This window comes from Oligoflexus tunisiensis, from assembly GCF_001748245.1.
GTDB classification, from domain to species: Bacteria; Bdellovibrionota_B; Oligoflexia; order Oligoflexales; family Oligoflexaceae; genus Oligoflexus; species Oligoflexus tunisiensis.
Genome location: NZ_BDFO01000001.1, coordinates 5,074,404 through 5,097,909, shown reverse-complemented (window position 1 = coordinate 5,097,909; position 23,506 = coordinate 5,074,404). Strand labels below are relative to the sequence as shown.

General features: G+C 55.7%; 24 protein-coding genes. 6 read left to right on the top strand and 18 right to left on the bottom strand.

All coding sequences use genetic code 11. The features are described from left to right. Positions 1-134: 134 nt before the first annotated feature. Both OLTU_RS20995 and OLTU_RS20990 read left to right on the top strand, forming a co-directional pair. Entirely contained in the window at positions 135-794 is a 660-nt protein-coding gene (locus OLTU_RS20995; RefSeq protein ID WP_141734711.1) for a hypothetical protein, read from the top strand. Positions 795-808: 14 nt separating this feature from the next. After that, positions 809-3,409 (top strand): trypsin-like serine protease, encoded by a 2,601-nt coding sequence (locus tag OLTU_RS20990; protein WP_141734710.1) that lies wholly within the window; start codon positions 809-811, stop codon positions 3,407-3,409. Here OLTU_RS20990 and OLTU_RS20985 read toward each other — a convergent pair whose 3' ends face one another. Both OLTU_RS20985 and OLTU_RS20980 read right to left on the bottom strand, forming a co-directional pair. After that, complete coding sequence (locus OLTU_RS20985; RefSeq protein WP_141734709.1) at positions 3,410-5,296, bottom strand: AAA domain-containing protein; 1,887 nt, start codon at positions 5,294-5,296, stop codon at positions 3,410-3,412. Between the two features lie 10 nt (positions 5,297-5,306). Further along, positions 5,307-6,227: a TraB/GumN family protein gene (locus tag OLTU_RS20980; RefSeq protein ID WP_141734708.1), complete on the bottom strand. Its 921-nt coding sequence runs from the start codon at positions 6,225-6,227 to the stop codon at positions 5,307-5,309. A gap of 98 nt (positions 6,228-6,325) precedes the next feature. On the opposite strand from OLTU_RS20980, the gene OLTU_RS32025 reads away from it, so the two are divergent. Further along, positions 6,326-6,475, top strand: a complete 150-nt coding sequence (locus tag OLTU_RS32025; RefSeq protein WP_176736821.1) for a hypothetical protein — start codon at positions 6,326-6,328, stop codon at positions 6,473-6,475. Between the two features lie 71 nt (positions 6,476-6,546). Here the strand turns inward: OLTU_RS32025 and OLTU_RS20975 are convergent, their stop codons facing one another. The 9 genes from OLTU_RS20975 to OLTU_RS20940 are packed head-to-tail and all read right to left on the bottom strand — an operon-like array spanning position 6,547 to position 12,912. Continuing rightward, positions 6,547-7,140 (bottom strand): TlpA family protein disulfide reductase, encoded by a 594-nt coding sequence (locus OLTU_RS20975; protein ID WP_141734707.1) that lies wholly within the window; start codon positions 7,138-7,140, stop codon positions 6,547-6,549. An 18-nt stretch (positions 7,141-7,158) separates the two neighbouring features. Beyond that, complete coding sequence (locus OLTU_RS20970) at positions 7,159-7,611, bottom strand: cytochrome c maturation protein CcmE (protein ID WP_176736820.1); 453 nt, start codon at positions 7,609-7,611, stop codon at positions 7,159-7,161. Beyond that, positions 7,611-7,769, bottom strand: coding sequence for a hypothetical protein (locus tag OLTU_RS32020; RefSeq protein ID WP_176736819.1), 159 nt, complete (start codon positions 7,767-7,769; stop codon positions 7,611-7,613). The genes OLTU_RS20970 and OLTU_RS32020 overlap by 1 nt, the downstream gene beginning before the upstream one ends. A 2-nt stretch (positions 7,770-7,771) precedes the next feature. Continuing rightward, positions 7,772-8,476 (bottom strand): cytochrome c biogenesis protein CcsA, encoded by a 705-nt coding sequence (ccsA, locus tag OLTU_RS20965; RefSeq protein ID WP_141734705.1) that lies wholly within the window; start codon positions 8,474-8,476, stop codon positions 7,772-7,774. Between the two features lie 21 nt (positions 8,477-8,497). Further along, entirely contained in the window at positions 8,498-9,193 is a 696-nt protein-coding gene (locus OLTU_RS20960) for a heme exporter protein CcmB (RefSeq protein ID WP_141734704.1), read from the bottom strand. Then, positions 9,190-9,825, bottom strand: a complete 636-nt coding sequence (gene ccmA / locus OLTU_RS20955) for a heme ABC exporter ATP-binding protein CcmA (RefSeq protein ID WP_141734703.1) — start codon at positions 9,823-9,825, stop codon at positions 9,190-9,192. The genes OLTU_RS20960 and ccmA overlap by 4 nt, the downstream gene beginning before the upstream one ends. A 2-nt stretch (positions 9,826-9,827) precedes the next feature. Beyond that, positions 9,828-11,003, bottom strand: coding sequence for a hypothetical protein (locus tag OLTU_RS20950; RefSeq protein WP_141734702.1), 1,176 nt, complete (start codon positions 11,001-11,003; stop codon positions 9,828-9,830). 5 nt (positions 11,004-11,008) lie between these two features. After that, on the bottom strand, positions 11,009-11,926 hold the full coding sequence (locus OLTU_RS20945; protein ID WP_141734701.1) for a hypothetical protein: 918 nt from the start codon (positions 11,924-11,926) through the stop codon (positions 11,009-11,011). Further along, positions 11,923-12,912 carry a TolB family protein gene (locus OLTU_RS20940; protein WP_176736818.1) on the bottom strand — a complete coding sequence of 330 codons (990 nt, stop codon included), beginning with the start codon at positions 12,910-12,912 and terminating at the stop codon, positions 11,923-11,925. The genes OLTU_RS20945 and OLTU_RS20940 overlap by 4 nt, the downstream gene beginning before the upstream one ends. 222 nt (positions 12,913-13,134) lie before the next feature. Here OLTU_RS20940 and OLTU_RS20935 point away from each other — a divergent pair, with 222 nt between their 5' ends. Further along, a complete protein-coding gene (locus OLTU_RS20935; RefSeq protein ID WP_141734699.1) occupies positions 13,135-13,440 on the top strand; it encodes a hypothetical protein in 306 nt (101 codons plus the stop codon). 3 nt (positions 13,441-13,443) lie between these two features. Here OLTU_RS20935 and OLTU_RS20930 read toward each other — a convergent pair whose 3' ends face one another. Continuing rightward, complete coding sequence (locus tag OLTU_RS20930) at positions 13,444-14,019, bottom strand: TlpA family protein disulfide reductase (RefSeq protein ID WP_141734698.1); 576 nt, start codon at positions 14,017-14,019, stop codon at positions 13,444-13,446. 71 nt (positions 14,020-14,090) lie between these two features. On the opposite strand from OLTU_RS20930, the gene OLTU_RS20925 reads away from it, so the two are divergent. After that, positions 14,091-15,323 carry a TIGR04552 family protein gene (locus OLTU_RS20925; protein ID WP_141734697.1) on the top strand — a complete coding sequence of 411 codons (1,233 nt, stop codon included), beginning with the start codon at positions 14,091-14,093 and terminating at the stop codon, positions 15,321-15,323. 21 nt (positions 15,324-15,344) lie between these two features. Here the strand turns inward: OLTU_RS20925 and OLTU_RS20920 are convergent, their stop codons facing one another. After that, positions 15,345-17,384 carry a SpoIIE family protein phosphatase gene (locus OLTU_RS20920; RefSeq protein ID WP_141734696.1) on the bottom strand — a complete coding sequence of 680 codons (2,040 nt, stop codon included), beginning with the start codon at positions 17,382-17,384 and terminating at the stop codon, positions 15,345-15,347. A 376-nt stretch (positions 17,385-17,760) separates the two neighbouring features. On the opposite strand from OLTU_RS20920, the gene OLTU_RS20915 reads away from it, so the two are divergent. Further along, positions 17,761-18,402: a hypothetical protein gene (locus tag OLTU_RS20915; protein ID WP_141734695.1), complete on the top strand. Its 642-nt coding sequence runs from the start codon at positions 17,761-17,763 to the stop codon at positions 18,400-18,402. 75 nt (positions 18,403-18,477) lie between these two features. Here OLTU_RS20915 and OLTU_RS20910 read toward each other — a convergent pair whose 3' ends face one another. From OLTU_RS20910 to OLTU_RS20890, 5 genes are read right to left on the bottom strand one after another with little or no spacing between them, the layout of a single operon-like run. Further along, positions 18,478-20,112 (bottom strand): response regulator, encoded by a 1,635-nt coding sequence (locus OLTU_RS20910; RefSeq protein WP_141734694.1) that lies wholly within the window; start codon positions 20,110-20,112, stop codon positions 18,478-18,480. Positions 20,113-20,139: 27 nt separating this feature from the next. Then, entirely contained in the window at positions 20,140-21,690 is a 1,551-nt protein-coding gene (locus OLTU_RS20905) for a sensor histidine kinase (RefSeq protein ID WP_176736817.1), read from the bottom strand. Then, entirely contained in the window at positions 21,687-22,694 is a 1,008-nt protein-coding gene (locus tag OLTU_RS20900) for an ATP-binding SpoIIE family protein phosphatase (protein ID WP_218110170.1), read from the bottom strand. Before OLTU_RS20900 ends, OLTU_RS20905 begins: the two co-directional genes overlap by 4 nt. A gap of 29 nt (positions 22,695-22,723) precedes the next feature. Further along, complete coding sequence (locus OLTU_RS20895) at positions 22,724-23,128, bottom strand: anti-sigma regulatory factor (protein ID WP_141734691.1); 405 nt, start codon at positions 23,126-23,128, stop codon at positions 22,724-22,726. After that, positions 23,115-23,504, bottom strand: coding sequence for an STAS domain-containing protein (locus tag OLTU_RS20890; RefSeq protein ID WP_141734690.1), 390 nt, complete (start codon positions 23,502-23,504; stop codon positions 23,115-23,117). The genes OLTU_RS20895 and OLTU_RS20890 overlap by 14 nt, the downstream gene beginning before the upstream one ends. Positions 23,505-23,506: the final 2 nt, after the last annotated feature.

Genomic DNA, 23,506 nt, shown 5'->3' with positions numbered 1-23,506 from the left:
AGATTTGTAAAAAAAAATATCAATGAATCCAAGCGAAGTTCGGGATTTCGGGCCGGTATGAGTCTTGCTTCACTGCAGTCGACATCACCACGACACCAGGGGTAGCCCTTCACCACAAACCGAGGACGACTCCGATGCGAAGCCAGAACCGTATCCTCCTAAGCCTTGCTCTGTTGGCGCTGTGCGCGTGCCACAAGCGAAGCCCCATTGCGTCCGGCGAGGACCCTGTTGGCCCTGACGCCTTGCCAGGCGTTGGTGATGCGAAGCCTGAAACGCCTGCCGCTCCTGTGATTTCCGAGGATTGGAAGGACGGCAGTCCTCCCCTGCTGCTCGGCAATTGGGCGAGTTCCCTGTTTCAGGATCAACGTTGCACCGCCTTCTATACCTTTACCGAGAAGGCCATCGCCGAACTGAACCTTATCTGTCTCAATGCCGAGAAAAAACAATTTGAACGGGAATATCGCCGCTATGCGGTCGCACAATATCGCGAAACGCAGCAGATTCGATTCAAACCCAAGGAATCAAGCTGTCCCCCCAACGATGTCCGCGATATCAAACCTGAAGGTGCCGCCTTCCTTTATGCGGTGGAAAACATGGCGGTTCTGGATGAGCCTTTGAAAATGGCGCTCTGGGAGCCGGATGTTAACAAAACGCCGCTGAATCTCAGCAAGGCTGATGGTCTTATGGCCGAGGGCTTTCCCGGTAAGACGGGGACCTACCTCGGCATGCCGATCATCAGCGGCTGTTTCACCGACGGCCTGGTGGCGAAGTTTGAAGCGAATACCACGCCCTGACTTGGGAGAGTGCCATGCGAACGACTTTCACGCGACCTCTGCTGGTCTTAACGCTGGGAATCGGATGGATCGGATCGTCCTGCCAACCAGTGCGCACCAGCTCCAATCTTAAAGTGGTCAACGGTCAATCCGTTGCTGATGGCAGCCCGGTGCGAGCCAGCACCGTAGGACTTGTCAGCCTGAAGCCTGATGGCTCCCGGGATCAAATCTTCTGTTCCGGTGTGATTATCGCCCCGGATGCCGTTCTTACCGCAACGCAATGCCTCGATTCCGCCGCCGATGCCGGTGTGAAGTTTGCTGTTCTTTTGGATCATCCCAAACTCGCGACACCACGCACAGCGGCGGTGAAATCGAGTCAGAATTTTTCGCCCGCCGGCAGTCGTGATTACCCCAGCCTGAATCTTTCCGTTCTGCGTCTGGCGTCACCGATCGATCCTGCGATCGGCTATCAGGCGGCGGAGATTTTACGGAGTCCAGACAGCCTGCAACCGTCCACCGAAGTGCTGATTGCCGGTTATGGCCGGCAGAACAGCAAATGTCTGGATACCACGCGCTGCAGTGGTGTTCTCCTGGAAGCGAAGAGTACTGTTGCATCCTTTCAGGATCAGAACCATCTTCTCAGTACCCTTCTGGTTCAGGCGAAGCAGGATCAGGGTTCGGTCTGTTTTGGTGATGCCGGTGGTCCTGCCTTTGTGCAGGTCGGCAGTCGGTATTTTCTTGCCGGGATTGCGAGCGGTTCGCTCCGTCGCGGTCTGAGTGAACTGTCGGCTGTGAAAAATGATGAATTCCGCTGCGAAAATGGCCTCGCGGCCTTTACCTTTCCTGGCGATTACCTGGGCTGGATGGATCGCAACCTGGGTCTGAAATTCAGTGAACCCAGCGCCGATAATCTGCCGCGCGCGAGTCTGCCGGCTCTTGAAAATCCAGTCCAATTCAGTAAGCCGACGAATCCTTTTAGCTGGGTGGACTGGCTCGCATTCTCGGATTATCAGGATCCGGCCTTTGGAACGGTGTCCTATCTTCAGCAAAAACTTTTGAATACCGAGTCCGGGCGCCGTGATGCCGCCAGGATCAATGAGCTGGACCTTTATCTGCGGCCGCAGGAGGCCGCGCAGCGTGCGCAGACCGTGACCGAGCTCGTTTTGAAGCCGGAAGGCAAGGCCCAGCCCCTGAGCAATATCGAGCCTTTGACGGCCTTCTCGAATCTTTCCAAACTGGAGCTGGATAGCCTGCCTATCACGGACTTTGCTCCGCTCGGCCGCCTCGTGAGTTTGAACAGTCTCAGGATTACAGGCCATGTCTCGGCACAAAGTGTCAAGCCGTCCTTGCCGAAACTCGAAGGCCTTTCGAATCTCACCCGACTGCAGACCCTGGAGCTGGATCGCGTGGGAACGGAAACGCTGCGTGGTGTGAATGCCTCCAAACTGGTGGCCCTGCGCTCGCTGACATTGGTCGGCAATGGCCAGCCGATCTTCATTCCCAAAGCCCCGGCTCTGGATACGCTGATCATTAGCAACGTCGACTTCACCAATCCGGATCAGCTCGTGGGTCTGCCGGCGTCGCTGACCACCTTGAAAATCACCGGTTCCAAACTCGGCTCGGCGGCGTTTGTTTCCACGCTCGTGAATCTGAAAACCCTGGATCTCAGTGGAAACCTGATCCAGGATTTTTCCAAAGTCGCGGATTTGAAACGACTGAACACGGTGCGGGCCGTTGGCAATCCGGCGACGAGCAAGGTTTGCGGAACACCAGCCGCGGCTGTTTGCGAATACGATCAGATTACCAATCCCGTGACGCTGGATGAATATTGCATCAACTTCGTCTTCCAGCCGACCGGCAGACCCTATGCGGCCGCCATCGAGGCTTTGAGCAAGGCCGCGACCTTACCCGCCACCCCCTCAACATCTGCGGACTGCGCGGAGCTGCACAGCAAACTGCGTCTCAAGCGGAAACTGGAATTGATCGGTACGCCGGTTCCCGGCGCGGCTGTGGATATCAGCCCGGTCGCCGCCATTCGCAGTCTGAACAATCTTACGATTCGTAATTTTGGATTGATTGATGTCGCGCCTCTGGCTCGGCTCATCAACATGGATAAATTGGATCTGTCGGACAATCTGATCCTGGATCCCAAGCCGCTGGAGGTGCTGCCGGAGCTTGCGGAGCTGGACCTCAGCCGGAACATGATTGTGGATATGCTGAACTTCAGTCATCCCAAACTCAAGCGCCTGACCCTGGACGGCAATCGGATGGTCTCGGCGCAAAGCTTCGGGGCCCTTCCGGAACTGCGGGCGCTGTCGCTTGCGGAAATGCCGGGCTTCAGGGACCTGAGCGGCCTCGATAAGATGGGCAAGCTGAAGAATCTCAATGTGGACGACACCAATGTCACTGATCTGAAAACCCTGGAGCCGTCCGTTGGCCTCGCGATCGAGGCCCCGGAAGCTGCGGTGAAAAACGGTTGCCCTGTTCTGCTCGGTTCCTGCGTTTCGGACGATGGCGTCGTGGAGACGGCTCAGGCTGGACCTGTTCCGGGCTTGAAACCTGGTCGGCGCGTGCAGGTGAATCCGACGTCTGAAGTGCATCTGCCGGGTCTCAATCTTTCGGTGAAACTTGAATGATTAGCCGATAAGGTCGGGAGCGATTTCCCAAATGCTAAACCAGGCCACGTTCGATTCAAAGTACTGCATGAGTCTTTGCAGAAACGGATGAACACTGAGCGTGGCGCTATCCCCCACCACCGTCATATGGCAGCGGGCCCGCGTCAGGGCCACATTCAAACGCCGCGTTTCCTTGAGAAAGCCGACCTCCTGATCCTCGTTGGAACGCACGAGGGAAATGAGCACGGCATCCTTTTCCCGGCCTTGAAAGCCATCGATCGTATCCACTTCAATGCCTGAGTCACTGAGCTGCGCCCGCAGGTAACGCGCCTGCGCCGCATAAGGCGTGATCACCGCCAGCTGCCCGGGTTGCAGGCCCTGCTCCTGAAGCTGGCGCACGCGGTAAAGAATGACCGATGCCTCCTTGGGGTTGAAGCGGCTGCCGCTTTCCTTTTCAGCCTCCTCTTCAAAGCCCGCCCCGGCCGTATCAATCCACAGCAGCGGCGCCTCGTGAGGCAGACGACGATCCTCGACCGATTCCGCGGCGATCAAGGCGCCCTCATAAAATTCCTGCGAGGAAAAATTCATGATCGCGGTATTCATGCGATACTGCACATCCAGGCGCGTGGTAATCAAATCTCCATGCTGATGCACCAGCCGCTCCATAAGACTGACGTTCAGGCCCTGGTGCGCGGCCTCGAGGGACAGGATGGTGGGCGGTAGCTGGCAATGATCGCCGCCACAGACGAGCTTGTCCGCGCGCTGCAGAGGAATCCAGGCATTGGGCTCGGTGCATTGACCGGCTTCATCCAGGACCACGAGCGAAAAACGGCGTGAACCCAGCACAAAGGGATCCAGCCCAGTGGTGGTGGCGCAGATCACCTCCGCCTCGTCCAGCACGCGTTCCACCGCCCGGGTTTCGAGTTTGCGGGCATCGGCCATCAGCGCCTTGGCTTCGCTCCAGAGGGCCTGTTTGGAACCCTTGGCCGGGGCGGCCCTTGTGTAGCGGCGGGCCTGTTGAATCAGAACCGCGGCTTCCTTCATCATTTTGCGGGCGAGGCGCGCATCCTCATGTTTTTCCGCCTTGTAATCCAGCGTGTGAATGCGCAGGGCTTCCATCACGCGCGCCGGGTGACCGAGACGCACGGCCTTGATTCCTGTTTGAATAAGTTTTTCCAGGAGATTGTCCACACCGAGGTTGCTCGATGCGGTCACGAGAATTTTGCCTTGCGGTTGTATGGAGTGACGAATGATTTCCACGAGCGTGGTGGTCTTGCCGGTTCCCGGCGGGCCGTGAACGATGGCCACATCGCGTGCGTCCAGGGCTTTTTTTACCGCCGCTCGTTGCGTGTCATTCAAAGGAGTTTGCAGCCTGAGTTCGCCGTCCCAGGATTCTTCCGCAGGCGTTTTCAGGCCGAGAAAAATATCCCGCAGCTCCGCGAGTCGATTGCCCTTGGCCAGCATCACGGTATCCAGGGCCTGGCGTTCCTTGCGGCGCGTGCTCTCGTCAAAGGAGAGATCCAGCTGCAAGGGACCGGCGTCCTCCAGATCCGGGGGCGGCTCTTCAAAGGCGATGTGAATGACCTGAGCGTGACGCTCGGCGACGACGGCGCGACCGTTCCAACTCTGGCCTTCCGGTTTGCCTGAAAGGATGACCGGATCCCCGGCATCGAGTTTGGTCCAGGGCAGCGCTCCCCGCGAGGCCTTGCGCAGCACCAGAATAAAGCGGCCGCCGAGTCCGGGGTATTCATCCTCCACCGTCAGGGCGGTGAGGCAGGTGCCGCTGGCCTCACGCTGCTCGGGGGACTGCAGCGCGAGAACCTGTAAAAAACGCTCTTTTTCCGCGGCCGTTTCCAGGTCGAGAAGGCCTTTGAGTTCCTTGAAAAAGGTCGCGCTGTCGCGTTTCATGATGGGCCTCTTAAAGTTTCAAAGGTCGCAGCTGAAAACCCTGCGCTTCCAGAATGCTGAGCAGACCCTTGCTGCCCCCGAGATGCGCGGCACCGACGGCGATAAACGTGTTGTGCGGTCCGAGCACACTCGGCATTTTGCGGCCCCAGCTTTCATTGCGCTGGTCGAGCAGCGTCTCCCGCAGTTGAGCCGGCATCATGGCGATCATGCCATCAATGGTGGCTGAGTCACCGGCCTTGAAGGATTTGGCGAGCTGCGTGTAGTACTGTCGATTCTCGGAGCTTTCCGCCAGCATCTCGCGCAGCTGATCGATGGTGAAGACCTTGTCGAGGAAGGTGAACTGTTCCTCCAGGGTTTCAAACGTCTTGAGCGTTTTCTTTTTTTCGCGTGAAACTTCGATGATGTACTGATCCATCGAAACCTGATCGTGCATGTTCGGTTGGGCTTCACCGGCTTGCGCCTCGGCCTTCTGAGCCAGCTGGGCTTCGGCCAGCATCAGATTGCTGCAGGCGGCAAGGGGTGTCATACGCTGGAGCTGTCCCTCCGTGGATTGCGGAAAGGCTTCCTGAACGGTGCTGCGAAAGCGCAGCCAGTCCGCGGCCCCGAGCATGGTTTTCAGATTCTGCCCCTCCGGCAGAATAAGAAAGCGCCGGACGAGCGCCCCATTCATACCAGCCAAATCAACTTCCGTCACCACGGTATCCGCGGCTTCCAGACGGGTCCACAGGCCCTTGGGAATTTCATCCGGCCGGACGCCCACGTGCATGGTTCCAACCAAAGTCACGACCTGCTGGCCGCGTGTGGCTTCCCAGATCAGGCCCTGACGCGTCGCGCTGCCTGAAGGTGTGACGCAGGACGACCAGTGGAGCAGCGCCCAGGTGCTGAGGAACAGGACAGACAGGAGGGAACGCCATCGGCCAGCTTGATACATCGAATTCTTTCCTTTCAAGTTCACACGCTTCGCCCTATACTCAAGGCCTTGATTTTGATTCGGTCTGCCTAAAAGGCTAATCCAAGGAGCCAGCTACGATGTTTACCGCCGAAGACTTCCATATCGAATCGTTTAAAGACTTTCTGGATGTTGCCCCGATCTTTATTTTTATGGGCCTCGTTTCGCCCTTCCTTATCGTGGCTTATACAGTAGGTTTTATCTCGGATAAAGTGGGCTGGCTCGACTGATCGCTTTTTAGGTGAAATCAAAAAGGGCACCTTGGAGTGCCCTTTTTTCATAAACGGTCCTGACGCAGCCTCTACTGCAGAAGTCGATCGGCAAAGCTCGCCAGCTTTTCGGCGGTCATGGGACCCGCTTCCTTGTGAATCACCACACCATTGCGGTCGATGATAAAAGTCTCCGGCACACCGGTGACACCGTAATCGATCGCGGCCTTGCCGTCCTCGGTATCCAGGCCCAGCATATAGGTCTTGCCATAGGCTTTGGCAAACTGCATGGCCGCATCCGGTGTATCCTGAATCGCGATACCCGCGACCATGATGCCCTTGTCCTTGTAGCGTTGCCAGAAGGCCTCAAAATCCCGGGCCTCCTCGCGGCAGCTGTAGCACCAGCTGGCCCAGAAGTTCAGGATCAAGGGACGGCCCTTGAAATCAGCCAGGGAAAAGGTTTTGGCTTCAGCCCCATGGCCCAGGTGCTCCTGCCCCTGCAGCCAGGTGACCTCGAAGGGCATGGCGGTTTTGCCCAGAAAAGCCGAAGGAATATTCTTATCAGCGGGATGCGAGAGCCCGCGATAGAAGAAGGCGATGATACCCCCGGAGATCACCAGGAAAACCATGACAGCGATCAGATGCTTGCGGTTGGGACCAGGAACGACAACGCGTTGTTCAGCCACAGACAACTCCTTCAGACTTCAATTCTTGAAGATCGATTTTTCCAGCAGCTCTTTGTCCACCGAATGCTGGGCATCGGGTGTTTTGTATTCTTCAGAATGCTTCACCATGAGCCTTTGGGAAACCATTTTTTTGCCATCGGCCTCGATACGGCCCTTCACCACGACCCCGGCATTCTCCTTGAACATGTCCGGCGGCGTTCCTTTATGGGAAACCGCGATGTCCACGCCTTGCATATCAGTCATGATAAAGTCCAGGGCCAGATCCTCAGGCTTCCAGACCACGGTTCCGGACTTGACCATGCCGCCGACCTTGATGGTCTTGTCATTGATATCCGCGGCCTTGGCAAACGCTTCCTGCGGTGTGTAAAAGTAAACAACGTTGTCGCTGAACTTCAGATTACTGACCGCCAGAGCTCCCACCAGAATCACCGCGCCGCCGAGCATCCATTTTAATGGCAAACCTTTTTTCATCATGTACTCCTCTTATTCTGATACTGCGCAGCCTGTTCCAGTTGTCTTAAGCGCTGCCGCAGCCGAACCTGGACAAATCCATAAACACCGAGCAGAACAAAGGCGACTCCATAGGCGCCCGCGATATAGGGGGTGGGATCCGTGGCTCCATTAAACATGCTTATTCTCCCTTCGCCTGAGCGTCGTAACTATATTGTTCCAGAAGTTGTTGCAGACGCAGATTGCCGAACCGCAAAATCAGGAGCCAGCTGGCCAGGACCAGGCTGGCCAGAAAACCAAAGAACAGCACGGAAAGCATTTCCGGAGCCATCGTCGAGCCACCTGTGCGGACGATACTCTGAGGCTGATGCAGCGTCCGCCACCAGTTCACGCTTTGATAGATGATGGGCACATCGAGGGCGATGATCACACCGAGTGCCGCTGCAATTCGATCACGCTGAGGGCCTGGATTCATGCTGCTATGAAAGATGAGATAGCCCGCATAAAGCAGGGCCAGGATCAAAGTCGTCGTCAAACGCGCATCCCATTCCCACCAAACGCCCCAGGTGGGACGTCCCCAGATGGAGCCGGTGGCCAGGGTGATGATCGTGTAGAGCAAGCCGATCTCGGCTGTGGCCTTGGCCCAGAGCGCGGCATTCGCGCTGCGCCTAAACAAAGTCAAAAGACTGAAGATCATCAAAAGGCCAGCGGAAAGAAAGGCCGTGAAGGCGGCCGGAACATGCAAATAAACGATGCGATAGACTTCACCCTGATGCTGTTCCGAAGGGGCAAAGCGCAGTGCCCAAATCCAGGCGGTGAGCGTGAGCACAGCGGCACCCGCGCCAAAAAGCAGGGAGCGTCGATCCTGTTGAACAGCATTTGACATGATGCATTCCTCGAAAAAAACTTATTCAGGTTTCACTAATTCCCCGAAAAGCAGCAAGCTGAGAGTAAAATACATTATACCAGAAATTACAAGCAGTCCCAGCCACGAGCTGAGCAAATGACTGAGGCTGTGTTGCTCAATAAGCAAAGCCTTGCTGGATTCCACGGCAGCCAGGAGCACCGGAGTTGTCAGCGGAAAATACAGCAAAGGATAAAGGATCTGCCGCGCGTTGGAGCGCAGCATCATCGTCGAGAGCAGGACACCCAGGGCACCGAGGGCGATCAGCGAACAGGCGGCGATGGCAAAGAGCGGCAGACTGAGAAAACTTATCGAAGTCTCATTGATGAAAAGATCCGCCAGCACGAGGGTCGGCGCCAGGATCATGAGACCGATCATCAGAACGAGCAGGTATTTGCTGAGAAACCACGCGGTCGGGGCCAGGGGATAGCTGCGCAGCTGATCGAAGACCCGATCCTGCATGTCCGGTTCCAGCACCCGCGAAAAGGCGATCTGCAGAGCAAAAAAAGCGGTGAGAAATGTGGCTGCGACAAAGAGCTGAGGGATAAAATCCGGTTCCACCTTGCCAAACGCAAAGGAGAAGAGCAGCAGCATGGTGAGCGCAAACAGCAGCGGGGACAGCCAGCGCTCGGCACTGGCCCACTCGGCGTGGATGCTCTGGGTGAGGAGTGCTCGAAATTGCAGCATGTGGCGTTTCATGATTTCCTTCCTCCCAGATCCAGAGTCCGCAGCTTGAAGATCGACAGGGGCGCTGTGTCATGGCTGACAATCCAGGCCTGACCGCCCTCTTGAAGATGCGTCTGGAGCATGCCCTGGAAGGTTTGAATGCCCTTGGTATCAAGTCCGTAGAGCGGTTCATCCAAAAGCCAGCACGGCGTTTCGGAAAGCTTGACGCGAGCCAAGGCCAAACGCCGCTTCATGCCGGTGGAAAAACGTTCCACTGGGAAATTCTGTCGAATCAAAGGATGATCGAGATCCCAGAGGGCCAATTCCTGAACCAAAGCCTCGTCGCTGCTTTTGCGTCCGCGCAGATTCTGCCAGAAACGGAGATTGGTGATCGCGTCCATTTTGCCGTAAAGCGCATTGGCCTCAGCCGGCAGGTATTCGATGTAGTCGCGCCGATCGTCCACGATCTGGCCCGGGGCCTTATGATATTCAATGCTACCGGCGTGCTCGCGCCGCAGACCGGCAAGGATGGTCATAAGTGTGGTCTTACCCGCACCATTGGGACCGACGATATGCACAATTTCGCCCGCAGTGGACGCGAAGGAAACGCCCTGCAAAATGCGTCGAAACTGATAACGAAATTCCAGATTATGAATCTTAAGCACGTTTAGTAATCCGCGATGTTGATGCCGAGATTGATGACGCTTCTTCGTTCTATCACGCGACTGGCGTCCGCTCCAATGTCTTCTACAAAGCTCGCCGCCTGTAAGCCAAAGATGCCAAGATTGGCCCCCAGCCCGTAGGAGACGCCCGCAAAGCTATAGCCACTGCGGATGCTGAACCCTGATTCCGCACCGAAGGCATTGCCGAAGGTGAGTTCGGTTCCGAAACGCAGCTTGTCCTTGCTGGGGATCGATTTCTGGGTGAGCTGATTGCCTTCGAGGACCACATTCAGCATACCCCATTTGCCGATATTGGGCGACAGAGCGAAGCCAAGGGTCAGATCCTCTTTCAGGCGATGGGCTGCCGCCTCGGAATCGTCGCTTTGCAGTTCTGGACTGGCGACATTGCGCGCGACAAGACTCACGGACGGACGCCATTTATAGTAACCAGTCCAAAGAGCTCCCACATGCACGGGCACGCCCGCATATTTCTCCTGGCTGTCGCGGAAAGCTTTGCGACGACTTTCGCCATCATTCACAGTGGCCAGGGGAAAGGAACCCTGCGTGACCTTGCGGGTCAGATACTGGGCGCTAATGCCCACATAGAAATCCCGTTTTTTGGAAGCATAGCTCGTCCCGATCACGGGACCGGATTGTTCGCGATAGTTGACATCGAGCAGATCCGTATCCGTTTCGTGAGGTGTGGACATGGCTCTCACATCGTAAGTGTAACCGAGAAACACACGATACAACGTGATGGCCGGCAGAAGCGAGAGGCGCGCATAAGGATGTTCGCCATCATAGGCCTGCAGGAGTTCATTGGAGACGGAACTATCATTGAGATCCCCACCACTGCGCAGAGCCTGATTCAAGGACTGGGAGGAACGATTATAGGCCAGCCCAAGATAGGGGAAATAGAGCTGGGAAACCGCGGGCCGTTCCTGTTTGTAATGCAGGCCACCGATGGCGGCCGGGTTGTAATAGGGTGCATCCATGCCATTGGCAATGGGATCGACCGCCTCGGACATGCCGGCGGCACGGGCGGAGATCCAGGGAGCGTTGTCATAGACCGTGCCGGGGTTGAACCCTTGACCCCAGGCCGGGTCGCCAAGGATACAGCTTCCCAGACCCAAAAACAGGGCGATGGCGTGGGTCGGGATGGAGGTCTTGGTCCTTTTCATGTTCCTTACTTCGCAGGCTTAAGTTTTGGTTTAAACTGAGAAAAACAGGTTACATGAGTATAGATCGTGTCGAATGTATCCGTTTCGTAACATTCGATCACCCCACTTTCAGGATCCCCAGGTGCTCCGGAGAATCTATATCGGCATTTCCCCTGCATACCTTGTGGAGAACCTGTTTCACTGAAACCCGAACTTGACATTTCGTAAGCATGGCGGCGTTTGACGCGAAAATTAAACTCCTGTTTTCTTTCCTTCTTATACTCGCCCGAGAGGAGCTGGCCGAGCACGGACTTGGCTGGTTTTTTTTCCGTTTCGGTCGCCTCCGGATTTTCCTCCTTCCTCACATCCGATTGCACGTGAAGATTGGGTATGGGCTCGGCGACCTTGATGGGCTGGTCGTATTCCGGCAAAAAAATAAACCAGCGCCGCCCATCCATGGTATGCAAAACGATTTTGCGGTGGGTCCCTGCATCGACGGCCTCGCACTTTTGAATGGGAATATTATGGTTTTCCCCAGTTTCCATGGCGCCGAGCGGAACATAGTTGGCCACCCGATAGGGCGTTGGCCAGCTGATGAAGGTGGTTTCCGGACTGCTTTCGATAAAAACATTAAAGCGCAAACGGCCGACGGCATCGAGTTCAAAAATATCCCAGGTGATTGGTGTTTCCTTGCAGTAGGTGTGATCGCGCTCCTCAGGGTCCCGACGCACTGTGAGGCACTGGCCCGGCGGCGGATCAATCCATAATTCACCCTTGACCAAAAGGGGATTCCTGCGTTCCACGGCAATGGCCCGATCGGTCACACGCAGCATTTCACCCGGAGGCGGGCGAAAGAATTTTTTCAATAGCGCCTGCCGCTGCTCCATCGTGGAACCCTTGGGAAACATCAATTGGCTCGCCATCACGGCCAGGGCCAGTTTCATAGCTTCTGATTCACCTTCGCTGTCTGAGCCACACTCGGATCCTCAGGGAAATCCAGGCGAAAGAGGTCCGTGGTGTTGCCGCCGGTGTAAAGGAGAGTCGTGGCATCCAACCAGATCGGCCAGCGTTCCTTCAAATCGGGGGTTTGGGTCAGGGTGCGCTCGGCTCCGGATAAATTATGCAGGCGCAGATCGTAGTCATAAACATTGGCTCCGACCCGGCGCGCAGCGGCATAAACCAGCAGCGTGCGGAAGGGATGCCAGCTCGGATCGCGGCCTTCGCCGATGAGGGTGACATCCGCACCATCGAGTGCGGTCAGGACCTTGCCACCCTTGGTCGCCCAGGCCATCCGGCGGCCGTCAGGAGACAGGGAAAAGGAGCTGATGCCCGTGCCATCGTCGGGCATTTTCTTCAATTCGAGACCCAGTTCCCCGAGCCACAGCACTGCCGATTGACTCACGACCCAGTTGCCCACGACGCTGCGTTTGGCCTTTTGCCATTGGGCCGGACGTTCGCCGGGAAATTCGAGGCGTTTCTGCAGAATGCCTTTTTCATGCATCATGAACACACTGTTATCGTAAGGGTTCAGCAGCGGATAACCGGTCGAGCCGCGCAGAGTATCCAGCACGGATTTCTGATTGAGGATCGTATCAAAGGCGCACAGTTCGCTGGCGATTCCATCGCCTTCGCGGATCAATTCCCGGAAAAACAGCCGAACCCCATCCGGGCTCCAGAAAAATCCGGGGCCGGTCTTATGCGGGGTCACTTCCACGACCTCCTGGGTCGCCAAATCCATGATGCGCAGGGACTGGCCCCGATCGTTGGTAAAGGCCAGGAGCTTTTTATTGGGACTCAGGCTCAGATAATTCATGCCGCCTTCGGTCCGGACGACGGGCTGGACCGCCGGCTGAAGGGGGCGGCTTTTGGTTTGTGCAAGGGCTTGATTGGACAGGAAAAATAAACCCAGAATCCAGGCGCGCAACGGCATCACAGACCTCCCTCTTCGCAAACGGGGCTCAAGCGCTACTGCCATTATAAACGGCACCGGCCAGGCAATTTCGAACCCCTGGCTGATTCACCGTCCAGGCAATTTCGAGCCCATGGACGATTCGAAAAGTTTTATACAATGGAGGGGAGGGGAACTGAGAAAATGCTCAAGTTTTTCCCAAAAATGACCGATAGGGCAAGGTTGGATATGGAGGTGCTGTCTATGAAATTACAATGTTGCACCCTGCTCGCTTTGAGTTTTCTTCTGTCGGAGAACGTCCTGGCTCAGGCCAAGAAGGAATCGAGCGGTCGTCGCAAGATATTGACCCAGGAAGCCCGAACCAAGGGCAGCAAGACGGATATCGACTTCGATGCGGCTGCGATCGACGGTGAGCGGCGGATCCCCGCAGGTATCGCCATCGGTGGTGCCAAGCAGGAACACGAATACGATCTGATCAACCTTCGTTTGCGCTGGCATCCGGAGATGATCAAATCCACCTCGAACCTGGAAACAGGCAAGGGGCAGTAAGTCCTAAAGAGCCGTATGTAAATTCAAAAATTTCTCCAGATCATCGAGGTCCTGCTTCTGCGTGTTGAGACTCCGCAGGACCATCCACCGATAACGATCCGCAACATAAATGGATGGCAGCTCGGGCTGATGGAATGCTTCCAGCACGCTGGCGGAAGCCAGCATCGCGTTGCGACCGAGCTTGTAGACATTGCTGAAGCCTCGCGCATCGTTCAGTGTGTCATGCGCAAAGATATAAACGAAATCCGTGAAGCGATCGTGGAATTTTTCTTCGATGCGCCTGAATTCTCGAATCTGCTGCTGACAGGGAACACACCAGGATGCGAGGAATACGAGGACAGTCACTCGTCCCTCGGACGGCGCGATGGTTATGGTTTCGCGTCGATCCAGACTGGTGGCCGTGAAGCTTGGAAACGTGACCCACTTATGAACATAACGATCCCCTCGAGTCGGGGCACCATTTTTGCTATCCTTGCCATCATGCGAGTCGGCGCTCTGGGCTGCATCCTTGGCGTCTGCCGCCTTTACGTTGACGCCTGGCAGAAGAAGCGTCATGATAAAGAAAACTCGTGCTATCACGGCGGGAAGCCCTCCAGGGTATAGTCTCTGGCCTTCATTATAGCACGATTGGCAAGAAACGGTGGCTGCGCTTGGAAATCAATACTGGTGATCTGCTGAAGGTTTGGTCGTTCAACTGGGGCATTATGGATGTCCTGATTGGCGGGAAATCCTCGATCGACCTTCAGGAGCTCAAAGTCCGTAGCTGGCAGGATGCGACGGAATTTTTACGTTACTATGGCTATGATCCCGATGTCCCGGCGGATGCGCAGAAAATTCATATGGTAATCTGCGAAGCCTGGAACTTTATCGAACAGTATCTCATGCCTTTCGAATGGAGTCGGGGCAAGCAGCCTCCCTCGCAACTTCTGTATACGCATGATGCCCGTGATATTATCCTGGCGGCTTCCGACCTGCGACCCGAGGTGGCGACAACGCAGGCCTGGGCCTGTGCGGTGCTGCGGGTCATGCATACGATCGCTCATATCGATGGTGTGACGAAGTATGCGGATATCGAGGCGGCGCGGACGCAGGTGATGAATCGCTTTCTGAAGTTTGTCTTCCGCGATCAGGACGGCAAGCTGCGTTTTGGTGATCGACAGACCAGCGTGATCCTGGATCGCATTGAATGGAAACTGCGCAAGTCGCGGGAATCCATTATTCTGAAACTTTTGCATAAGAAAGCCAACGTTGCCGAAACGATCTACGATCTGCTGGGCATTCGCATCATCACCAAGCGTCTGGCGGATGTGATGGTGGTCGTGAAGTTTCTGCGCGACTTTCATATTGTCACCTTTCCCAATTGCAATCCCTCCCGGGCACGGAATTCCTTGATCGATGTGGAAAGTTTCAAACACAATGTGGATATGCTGCGGGAGATGCTCGAGGACGGTCGCATCAAACCGCAGGAATTCAGCAATATCCTTCAGGGGCTGACCAAGCCCCTGGCCGCGGCCCATAGCGCTGCGAATCCGCATACCGCCAAAGGCTACCGGGCCGTGCAGTTGACCTGCCGGCAGCTCATTCGTTATCCCAATCCCGCTGTACGCTGGCAGGAAAAACTGCGGAGCCATCTGCAGGAAAAAAACCTAAGCGAGCAGGCGCACCAGATCGCCTCCGAGATCCTGCAGCTGGCCGCTTCCGAATCGCAGGAGGAGCAGCTGGAAGGTTTCTTCCCCTTTGAATTGCAGGTGATGGACGAGGCTTCTGCAGCGCAGAACTCCATTGGCGAAGCCAGCCACGACCGCTACAAGCAGTCACAGGTCAAGGCCGCCCGCCGTCGCGTGTTGAATCGGGTGTTGAGTCTGCCGGAGAATGGGGGGTGACGGGTGGATTCCGTCATGGCCTCAGGCCACCCTTGGATTCTTCGCCTTGAGGCTTCTTTGTATACAGATCAAACTCTGATCATCCGGCCGTGACGGACTCTGCAGCGTGCTGTGGAGCCAGCCCTCGATCTGATCGAGAGGTGGACGGTCGGATTTTTCCTGCCGCAGATGCCGGACCAGGCGTTTGAGATCCTTTGTTTCATGAACAAAGCCATCAGTGAACGTAAACAGAGTCTGATGATTCTGCAGTTCCACATCACAGCGGGCCAGCTCAATCTGAGGATTGAGGCCGATGGGACTGCTGCGCATGACCAGATATTCCGCCTGCTTGCCCCCGAAGACGAAGCACCCCGGACCGCCGGCATTGAAGAGTTCGATACGACCGTCGCGGTAAAGTACGATGGCGCTGAGACTGCAGACCACGTGCTGATCGAAGAGCTCGATCAGACGGCGGTTGAGACGGGCGAAGCTTTCCTCAACCCCGATCTTTTGCTCCTCGCAGTCCTTGAGAATCCCAATCAGCGCGGCCACGGGAATCGCTGCGGAGGGACCTGTGCCCATCACATCGCCCATGAATATCCGCCTCTCTCCCAGGGAATAATCCCAAACATAGAGCCAGTCACCGGACATGCCGGCCACGGGCTTGTACTGCATATTGTACGTGAAGCCATAGAAGGTCCCCTGCAGGGCTCGCGGCAAAAGCAGCTTCTGCACCGCGCGACCCAGAGCCAGATTGCTTTCCAGCTCCGCCTTCTTATGCATTTCCTCAAGACGCAGAGCCTTCTCCGCATAATAGTTCTTTTCAATGAGCATCATCTTCATCTCATCCTGAATGCGCACATGAGCAAAGTGAATGAGACTGGTTCCCGTGAAGGCGATCAAAGGCATGAGCCAGGGAATCCAGATCTGACCGTAACAGAAGAGCAGAAGCGCCAGCACGCTCATGATGGTCCAGGTGCAGACAAGATAAACCCAGTAGTAACGCACGCGCGCATTGATGCCCAGGACGATGCCGGCAATCCCGAAGGTCAGAATCAAGGCGATATCCGTTTCCCAGCGATTGATCCAGCGGCCATCGAGGACATCGCTGATCATGGATGCGATGATCAGACCGCCGGGAATCTCGCCGAAGGGGCCGCCTTCATGAAAGTCGGTGTTGCCCGTGGCAAAGGCCAGGAGCACCAGGACGATATCTCCGGGATTGATCTGGGTTTCCATTTCACCGTGCGCCGCCCTTTGCAGGATGGGGCGCAGGGAGATCGAGCGCCGGTAAAAATCGCCGGGCGGACGGTGATTGATCAGCAGGCCGCCACGTTTTGTCAAAGGCACAGCATGACCATTAATGGTCAGAGCCTCTTCACCGAGTTGAACCGAGTCCGCAGAATAAAGGCTGAGATGCGGCAGCAGCGTATCATCATTGATCTGATAGAAAGGTGAAATCGTGCCGTCACGGTTATAGGTGATATGACCGGTGGCGCGGACGAGACCCCCATAGCCTGAGGAGTTTCCATAAGGGATCCAGGATTGCCTGAGGTCGAGATTGTAGGAAAGATCCTTCAGCATCCTATCGCTCGGCAGATAGGTCGCCGCCCGATAGGCTCTTTGTGAAAGATCCGTGGGCTCCCGAAAGCGCAGGGGGAACTGACTTGGAAAGCTTCCCGTATAGACAGGGAGCCGGGTCAAGGACTCCGGCAGCGTATCCGGTATGGCCGTCGGCTGATCGGAGAGAAGACTATCGATGAGAATGGCCTTCGGTTGACGCCGTCCAATGTTATCGAGCAGCGTGGCCAGCTGCGTGTAGTTTAATCGCGGACCACCCAGATAGGAAAAGGTGCTGTCGTCGAGCGCGATCACTTTGAGCTTCGGGTGAATCGATGGCGTTTGCCCCACATATTCCCGCACGTTGAAGAAAATAGGCGCGATGATGCGGGTATCAATATACGAACCGAGCGAGGAGGCCTGGATGGCCAAAGCAACCAACAGAAAGACGCTCGCCAGCCCGTGGAAGATAGGCCACGAAAGTCCATTCAGGAAGATCGATGTTTTCTTCGGTTGGTTCATGTTTTCCAAGTCGCAATAAGTCTGATTTCTGTATCGGAAGAAGCCGGATGAACTGAACTGAAATCCCAGCACTGACCGTCTGTATGTGGGAATTTCCAAACGTCGCAAGTCCTGGACTGGCTTGATGAACCGGAGGTTTTTTGGTCTGTTGGCCAGCGCCAGCGTGTAGACAATCCTTTACTGTCCAGTCGACCAGGTTAAGCTGGGAAAATTGTGCAGACGCTGTGTCCCAAGGCTTTGGCTGGCTATTCAGCCGATCATCTTGAAAATTTTAATTCGAAAACATTGCAACATGATGAACATAAAGTTTCAGCTTGGGCTTTCTTTTTCCCGCGTGAAGAGTTACACCTGACTCGAACTTACAGGAGGAAGAATCATGCTACGTTTCATAAATATTCTCGCCGGTCTTGGTTTCTCGTTTGCTGCTTTGGCTGAAAGCCCTGTCTATGAACTTATTCATGAAGAAAGAGTTTTGCAGAATGTTTCGGTTGAGCCCACCAATGGAGGCATCAATCCGGACGCTCGTGCTTATGTCGTCCGTGGTCAGGTGATGCTGGGGACCAATAGCTGCTTTGCCCAGGGACTGACAGGCAAGCTGCAGGTGGAAGAGGCAGCCGATGGCAACCGCCACGTGGTGGCCTATGTGGAAGGTCAGCAACGCGAGGACCTGATCTGTATTGAAATCTATAAGCCCGTCTATGCCGATGTTTCGGTGACGGTCCGTGGTGATGCCAATCTCACGGAAACTGTCTTTATTCGCAATGTTGACGAGTTCGGCACGCTACGTCCCCTCAGCGATTTCACAACAGGGGAAACCGAACCGATGAATAATAGCTGCGAACAGCAGACCTTCTGTACGCGTGAGTATCGTCCCACCATCTGTACCATTCAGGGCGTGGAGATCAAAGGCAACAACCGCTGTGAAGCCCTGGTCAATGTCCGGCGTTATGCCTGTCTGAATGGATTGAACTTCCAGGAAGAGGACGTGAGCTGCCGTTATATCAACTGGATGGAATAACCAGCTTTTCGTGAAAAGAGGCCGTATCCCAAAAGGGTACGGCCTCTTTTTGCATGAGGCGCGTCGCCTCCGCGTCTATTGGGTCAGATTCAGGATCGTCGCCACCAGTTTCGAGGGCATCACCGGCTTGGCCAGATGTGCATTGAAACCGTTCTGCCGTGCGGCGATGCTATCCTCCAGGCGCGCATAGGCCGTGAGGGCGATAGCCGGCAGGGTTTCCCCATTGATATCGAGCTTGCGCAGCTTGCGAATGAAACTGTAACCATCCTCATCCGGCATCGCGATATCGCAGATGCAAAGGTTCGGCCACTGCTTGGTTTCTGTCAGATAGCTGATCGCTGACTTGACCGACGAAAACTTTTCAATATGCGCCCCGACCCGTTCCAGAATCTTGGCGGTCAGGGTGCAGGTGTCCTCGGAATCATCAATCACGACGATATGATAATTGGAAAGCGGTTTGGTGGCATCGAGCCGCCTGAGGCTTTGCACCTGGCTCAGCACATCCTCGCCGGTATGCAGAGTCGGAACCGGCGTCTGCACCAGAGGCAGATCCAGAGCCATGGGCAGACGCACGGTAAAGGTCGCTCCCCGGCCGAGGCCTTCACTTTCCACCTCGATCATGCCGCCGTGCAGCTCAACGAGGTGTTTGCAGATCGCCAGACCCAGGCCCAGTCCGCCGTGGGTCTTGGTTGTGGAGGCGTTTTCCTGACGAAAGCGCTCAAAGACGTGCGGTAAAAAATTCGGCGCGATACCCATGCCGCTGTCGGTCACGGATACGGCAACGTTGGAGCCGATCGCTGCGAGTTTCACGTGCACCGAACCCCCGCGTTCGGTGAATTTCACAGCGTTGGACAGGAGGTTCCAAAACACCTGCTGCAGGCGCGCCTGGTCCCCCGAGACCACAACCCTTTCCGCGGCAAACTCGGTGTGGATTTGAATCTGCTTGACCGAAGCGGCCAGCTCCACGACCTGAATCGCGGATTTGAGCACACTGCAAAGATCAACTTCCAGCCGTTCCACCAGAAGCTTGCCACTCGTGATGCGGGAAATATCGAGCAGATCATCGATCAGCTCGGACTGCGCCTTGGCGTTCCGGCAGATGACCTCGAGTGAATTGCGGTAGTCATCGTTCAGACAGTTGCCGGCCAGAAGCAGTTCGGCGTGGCCAAGGATGGCGGCCAGCGGCGTGCGCAATTCATGGGAAAGCGTCGCCAGGAACTCATCCTTGATCTTGTTGGCCTGCTTCGCCTCTTCATAAAGTTTTTCGGCTTCATGGCGCGCATCCTGTTCCTTGCGCATACTTTCCGCCAAAGCCTGTTCGGCATGCTTCACGCGCAAAAGCGCCCGCACCGTCGCCACGAGTTCAATCGGTTCAATCGGGCTGATAAGATAGGCATCCGCCCCTTCCTGCAGCCCGTGAGCTTTGTCTTCCACTCTATTATAATAGGACGACAGGTGCAGGACCGGCGTATAGCGTAAACCAGGATCGGACTTGATGCGCTGGCAGACTTCAAAGCCGTTCATGCGGGGCAGCTTGACGTCGAGTATGACAAGATCGGGGGATTCGGTTCGGGTCATTTGCAGTCCGGTCTCGCCGGTTGCGGCTTCCAGGACTTTGTAACCTTCGCGCTCCAGAATCCGCCTGATCACGTATCGGTTGGCTTCTTTGTCGTCTATATGGAGTATGGTACTGGCGGCTTTGGAATGCATCTTCTTGGGTCTCCTCGCACAAACACGTCAGCTAACTTCATGGCCCTGTGTTCGGCCACGCATGGCGTTTGTGATTTCTCTCGCGAATGGGGAACTGTTTCGGCCGCTCTCATCTTCCAGAATGGCATCAGTCAGGGGAGGCGCGGGAAAGGTCTGCGACATACCGTCGCGCGATAGGATGGGTTCAAAAGGCAAAGTCGACTCCCGTTTGGGGGGCGCATGAAGATCGTCCTGCCGTGCGATGGGCAGGACCAGGGAAAAGGTTGAACCAAAACCGATCGCGCTTTTGACCAGGATGCGCCCGCCCAAAAGCTGGGCCAGACGTTTGGAGAGCGACAGGCCGAGGCCCGTACCATGGCCGAGGGAACTGCGAATCGTGTCAAGTTGAACGAATTCCTCAAAGATCCGACTTTGATCCTCTTCCGCAATGCCAATGCCGGTGTCAGACACTTCCAGGATCACATGCCGTGGGTCCAGTTTGCGAGCGGACACGCGGATCTCGCCGATTTCCGTATTTTTCAAGGCATTGCTGATGAAATTTCGCAAAATCTGGGCCACTTTGGATTCGTCGGAGACGACCAGGGGCAGCTCCGACAGGACTTCAAACACCACCTGAACGTCGGGACGCTCCGCGGCCAGGGGGCGAAACATGCCCCGCAGCGCAGCAAAGAGTTCATTCACATGGAAAGGCCTGAGGCGCAGGCTGACCTTGCCGGATTCCACCTTGGCCGTATCCAGCAGGTCATCCACCATCTGCGCAAGGTCTTCAATGGCTTTTTGAATATACACGACCTGCCGCTCCTGTTCCCGGGTCAGGTCACCGTCCTGACGTTCCAGCAACATCCTTATAAGCGACGTTGCGGAATTTAATGGTGTTCGAAATTCGTGAGTCATATTCGAGAAGAACAGACTCTTTGCCTCACTGGCTTTCTGCAAGGATAATGCCTTGTCTTCCAGTTCGGCATAGAGTGCCAGCACGCCCTGATTGGTTTCGGCCAGCTCCTTGTTCAACTGTTCCAGTTCCAGCTGCTGATTCCTCAGCGCATTCAGGGCAAACATCAGCTCGCGATTCTGCTGCTTGATTTCATCATAGGGATTCTGCAGGCGATCGTCTTCCAGGTTGCGGCGCAGCTCGATCAAGGTGGTCGGCGTCACCACCGGAAAGGTCAGCGGCAGCACCTTGGTTAACGTCAGCTCAATACCCCGGCCGAGGGGAGCCACGCTGAATTCATCCATAAGCTTGCGGGCCCCGATGAGGCCGAGGCTTTTGGCATCATTGGACAGGCTTTTATCCGCCCACTTGGTCCGGAGGTCGCCTTGATCAGGAAAGGAGCCCCAGACCGCGATGCGAAACTTTTTCCCGATCAGGGAAAACGTCGCCTGGGTAAAGCCGTTTTTATAAGCATAGCGCACAAGTTCGGAGACGGCGGTGGCGATCCGCGTGAGCTCCTGCAAATCGTAGTGCAAATGGGAGGCAATCTGTCGAGCCCTCTGCCGAGCCTGAACCACGTCCTGTTCAAAACGAATGTCCATGGTAAAGATCGGCCAACTTTGATGAGGGTCACAGGTCTCACTCATTTGACAATGCTCCTCGTCGGTCGCCATTTGATCACTAAAATCGTGACATCATCCCGCCCGCGATTTAAATCACGGTAAAGAGCGGCCGCGAGCAGGGATGCTTCTGAAGCCAGAACCTGCAGATAGCGGCTGGCTGTCCATTGATTTTGCAGGCCATCGGAATGCATCACAAGCGTTACGTTTTCGGTCCAGGGATAAATCATTTCCTTGGGCTTGCGCATTTCATGGCCTACGATTCCGGGATAAGACATAACGCTCTTGGATAAACCATCAGGCTGAATCAGGCTACCCGCAATGTTACCAACGCCGATAAAGCGAAGCTCTCTTTGTTCGGGCAAAATACGAGCGATGCCGATCGCGGCCCCTCGGGTCCCACGCAGAGCTAAATCAATATTGTGAATCAGATCATCCAAAGGTTCGTGCCCGAACTCCTGCATCATGCGACAGGCTTTCTGAGCCGCCTCGGCTGCATGCGGCCCATGACCGAGTCCATCCACGATCATGGCTGTGCAGATGCCAAAGGTCTCGTGCACAAAATAGCCATCGCCGGAGACGCGCTCGTGGGGATGCGGTACCATCACCACTCCGCAGTCAAAGCTGAGCGGCGTGGACGAGGAAAAGGCAGGATGACTCCGATAAACGCGGGACAGCACACAGGTGCCACGATCCTTGCTGGAGTCGATGCCAAAAGCCCCGGAGAGCCGCCGAATCCCTCCAAGACCAATCCCGGTGGTGCCGGCAGTTGAATAACCATCTTCCAGACAAAGATTGACGTTGGACATGCCGGGGCCGTGGTCGACGCCCAGAATTTCCACGCCGGTTCCTGTGCCGTCATGCAGGGAGCGAATAAGAATTTCACCCCGTTCCGCATGCCTGAGGATGTTGTTGCCAATTTCTGTCACGACCAGGGCGACCTTGCCCGTGTCGCTCTCGTTAAATAAGAGGCTTGATGCAAGCGCTGTTGCAATCCGCCTCACTTCTCCGACCTGCGACGAGTCGGTCATCGGTATGTTCCAACTGGCCTCCATAAGTCCTACTTCCAACGCGTGATGACCACCCGCGTGCCTTCACCCACACGCGATGTGATCTCGAATTCATTCACCAATCGTCTGGCTCCACCGAGTCCCATGCCGAGACCTCCACCGGTGGTGTAGCCGTCCTGTAGAGCCAGCTCGATATCCGGAATGCCAGGCCCCTGATCTTCAAACGTCAGGCGCAGACCATTTTTGCTTTCGCGAATCAAAACTTCAATCGCCACGGTCCCACCACCGCCGTAATTGAGGACGTTGCGGGCGAGTTCACTGGCCGCTGTAACGATTTTCGTCTGATCGACCAGACTGAACTTCAATTCAACGCTCACGGCTCGCACTTTTTGCCTCACAATCACCACGTCCGTTTCGGTACGAATGGGCAGTACGCTTTGATTAAGTGTGTTCATCAATCACTATCTCTGGGTTGGACCTGAGCCAGGCTTGCAGATGCTCCATTCCCTGTTCAACATTTAATGCCGTCCGCACGCCTTTCAGTGTGAGTCCCAATTCCACCAGGGTGATCGCCACAGCAGGCTGCATGCCGACCACCACGGTTTCCGCATCGAGGATGCGGGACATACTCGCGATGTTGCTCAGCATCTGACCGATAAAGGAATCCACCATGGAAAGTGAGGAAATATCGATCAGGACACCGCGCGCTCCCGTCGCCGTGATTTTTTCAGTCAGATCATTCTGGAGACGCAAGGCCAGCCGGTCGTGCATATCGACTTGGATGGAAACCAGAAGGATAGGGCCCATCTTTAATATGGGTATCTGTTCCATGA

Bases quoted from the DNA above. Each gene is read 5' to 3' on its own strand.
- OLTU_RS20995 (WP_141734711.1), top strand. From the start codon at position 135: ATGCGAAGCCAGAACCGTATCCTCCTAAGCCTTGCTCTGTTGGCGCTG.
- OLTU_RS20990 (WP_141734710.1), top strand. From the start codon at position 809: ATGCGAACGACTTTCACGCGACCTCTGCTGGTCTTAACGCTGGGAATC.
- OLTU_RS20985 (WP_141734709.1), bottom strand. From the start codon at position 5,296: ATGAAACGCGACAGCGCGACCTTTTTCAAGGAACTCAAAGGCCTTCTC.
- OLTU_RS20980 (WP_141734708.1), bottom strand. From the start codon at position 6,227: ATGTATCAAGCTGGCCGATGGCGTTCCCTCCTGTCTGTCCTGTTCCTC.
- OLTU_RS32025 (WP_176736821.1), top strand. From the start codon at position 6,326: ATGTTTACCGCCGAAGACTTCCATATCGAATCGTTTAAAGACTTTCTG.
- OLTU_RS20970 (WP_176736820.1), bottom strand. From the start codon at position 7,611: ATGAAAAAAGGTTTGCCATTAAAATGGATGCTCGGCGGCGCGGTGATT.
- OLTU_RS32020 (WP_176736819.1), bottom strand. From the start codon at position 7,769: ATGTTTAATGGAGCCACGGATCCCACCCCCTATATCGCGGGCGCCTAT.
- ccsA (WP_141734705.1), bottom strand. From the start codon at position 8,476: ATGTCAAATGCTGTTCAACAGGATCGACGCTCCCTGCTTTTTGGCGCG.
- OLTU_RS20960 (WP_141734704.1), bottom strand. From the start codon at position 9,193: ATGAAACGCCACATGCTGCAATTTCGAGCACTCCTCACCCAGAGCATC.
- OLTU_RS20950 (WP_141734702.1), bottom strand. From the start codon at position 11,003: ATGAAAAGGACCAAGACCTCCATCCCGACCCACGCCATCGCCCTGTTT.
- OLTU_RS20945 (WP_141734701.1), bottom strand. From the start codon at position 11,926: ATGAAACTGGCCCTGGCCGTGATGGCGAGCCAATTGATGTTTCCCAAG.
- OLTU_RS20940 (WP_176736818.1), bottom strand. From the start codon at position 12,912: ATGCCGTTGCGCGCCTGGATTCTGGGTTTATTTTTCCTGTCCAATCAA.
- OLTU_RS20935 (WP_141734699.1), top strand. From the start codon at position 13,135: ATGAAATTACAATGTTGCACCCTGCTCGCTTTGAGTTTTCTTCTGTCG.
- OLTU_RS20920 (WP_141734696.1), bottom strand. From the start codon at position 17,384: ATGAACCAACCGAAGAAAACATCGATCTTCCTGAATGGACTTTCGTGG.
- OLTU_RS20915 (WP_141734695.1), top strand. From the start codon at position 17,761: ATGCTACGTTTCATAAATATTCTCGCCGGTCTTGGTTTCTCGTTTGCT.
- OLTU_RS20910 (WP_141734694.1), bottom strand. From the start codon at position 20,112: ATGCATTCCAAAGCCGCCAGTACCATACTCCATATAGACGACAAAGAA.
- OLTU_RS20905 (WP_176736817.1), bottom strand. From the start codon at position 21,690: ATGAGTGAGACCTGTGACCCTCATCAAAGTTGGCCGATCTTTACCATG.
- OLTU_RS20900 (WP_218110170.1), bottom strand. From the start codon at position 22,694: ATGACCGACTCGTCGCAGGTCGGAGAAGTGAGGCGGATTGCAACAGCG.
- OLTU_RS20895 (WP_141734691.1), bottom strand. From the start codon at position 23,128: ATGAACACACTTAATCAAAGCGTACTGCCCATTCGTACCGAAACGGAC.
- OLTU_RS20890 (WP_141734690.1), bottom strand. From the start codon at position 23,504: ATGGAACAGATACCCATATTAAAGATGGGCCCTATCCTTCTGGTTTCC.